Genomic DNA, 1,962 nt, shown 5'->3' with positions numbered 1-1,962 from the left:
TGTAGGAATTGCGAAACGCCGCGCTCGGATCCGGCATGGCACCGGATTCCGTTTGCAGAATTGCATTGATCTGCGGCTGGGTCGCCATCCGGACCAGTAACGTCGGCAGCCCCGCAAACAGCGCCGCCAATCCGACACAAAGTCCGATGTTTCGGCCGATCACGCCGAAGGTGTTGCTGAATACCCTGCCGATCTCGAACCTGCCGGGTCGTCCCAATGTCGCAGTGGTCATGATAATTTCCCCCGAGTCGCCGCCCGCATCCAATCGGTGACTTCAAAGTAAATTTGCCAAGATTGCGGGGTTACGTCCAGTGCGCTTGCAATTGTCATGGCCTATTGCCAGTGTCGGCGCCGAACCGCAGGTTGCAGGGGGAACGAGCGGGTGACGGCCGCAGGGACGGAAGACGCCGGACGGCTGGCACAGTTGCACAAGCAGCTGCTGGCCGACGATTCGATCCAGTTCGGGCTGCCGACCTATGTGCAACCCGAGCCTCCCGAATGGCTGAAGCCGTTTCTGGACGGCCTGGCCAAGCTCGGTCCCTATATGATCTATCTGTTCTGGGGCGCGGTGATCATCGGCGTCGCGATCATCGCTTTCCTGCTTCTCCTTGAAGCCAAAGGCGTCGCCTGGCGCCTGCCCTGGCGACGCAAGCGTCTGGAGGCCGAAGCGAAGGAAGAGTGGCGCCCTGACGTAGGGGCTGCCCAGATCCTGCTCTCGGAGGCCGATGCGCTCGCCGCGCGCGGCGAATATGACGAGGCGGTGCATCTTCTGTTGCGCCGCAGCGTCGCCGACATCGCCACGCGGCTGCCCGACTTCCTGCGCCCGTCGCTCACCGCGCGCGCCATCGCGGCGGCGGGGTCGATCCCCCCCCGGCCCCGCGCCGCCTTCAGCGAGATCGCCCGGATCGTCGAGGCGGCCTTGTTCGCCCGCCGTCCCGTCGGCGCCGAGGGCTGGCGGCAGGCGCGCGGCGCCTATGAGCGTTTCGCCTTCCGGGATGCCTGGGCATGACCGCGCAGATGACAGGCGCAGCGCAAGAACCGTTCAGCCGCAAAACCCTGTTCTGGGGTATTTTCGCCAGTCTGCTGGCGGCGGCCGGTTTCTTTCTGCTCTCCACCTATGCGCCCGATTTCCGCGAGCCCGCAGGCGGCGGTACGCCATTTTCCAAGGGCGGCACCGGTTATGCCGGGCTTGTCGAATGGCTGAAGCTCACCAACGGACAGGCGCCGCCGATGGAACGCGGCGAGAAGGACCTGGCATCCCCGCTCGCCTCGACCTTCCTGCTCGTCGTCACCATCGCGCCGGGCAGCGACCCGGCCGCGCTCGACCGGCTCATCAAGGCACGCTCGGGCAAGGACACGCTGTTCGTCCTGCCGAAATGGCAGACCTTTCCCCTGCTGGGGCACGATGGCTGGGAGACGAAGATCGAGCGGCTGCCCAACAGCGTCGTCAACGATTGGCTCGGCCGCATCGCCAAGGCAAAGCTCGGCGAGGCAAGGAACACGCTCTCGCAGATCAATATCGCCGGCCGCATGGTGCCCGCGCCGGACGAGCTGCAATGGGTGGCGGACGAGCATCCGCTGATCGCGGCGGGCGACGGCAGGGCGATCCTGACCGAGCTCGACAACGAACCCTTCTACATCCTCACCGATCCCGATTTCATCAACAATGCCGGGCTGAAGGACGAGCAGACGGCGGCCGCCGTCCTCGACATGATCGCCATGATCGAGCCCGCCAAGGGCGCGGTCATGTTCGACCTGACGCTGCACGGCATCGGCCAGAAATACGATCTCGCCAAGCTTCTGGTCGAACCGCCCTTCCTGGCGCTGACGCTGTCGGTGCTGGTGGCGGCCGCGCTCGCCTTCCTGCACGGGCTCGGCCGCTTCGGCCCGCCGCGCGCGGAAGGGCGCGCCATCGCCTTCGGCAAGCGGGCGCTGGTCGACACCACGGCGATGCTGTTGAAA

General features: G+C 65.9%; 2 protein-coding genes and 1 pseudogene. 2 read left to right on the top strand and 1 reads right to left on the bottom strand.

The window, feature by feature from the left end:
- Window positions 1-232: pseudogene (locus EOD07_RS32630) on the bottom strand (hypothetical protein); the annotation flags it as partial.
- A 150-nt stretch (window positions 233-382) separates the two neighbouring features.
- Between EOD07_RS32630 and EOD07_RS32625 the strand changes: the two are divergent.
- Both EOD07_RS32625 and EOD07_RS32620 read left to right on the top strand, forming a co-directional pair.
- On the top strand, window positions 383-1,009 hold the full coding sequence (locus tag EOD07_RS32625) for a DUF4129 domain-containing protein (protein WP_127238172.1): 627 nt from the start codon (window positions 383-385) through the stop codon (window positions 1,007-1,009).
- Window positions 1,006-1,962, top strand: a 957-nt coding sequence (locus tag EOD07_RS32620; protein ID WP_164772762.1) for a DUF4350 domain-containing protein, incomplete at its 3' end; no start/stop codon positions are given. The genes EOD07_RS32625 and EOD07_RS32620, both read left to right, overlap by 4 nt.

Source organism: Mesorhizobium sp. M2C.T.Ca.TU.002.02.1.1, assembly GCF_003997225.1.
This window is presented reverse-complemented; position numbering and strand designations above follow the sequence as displayed.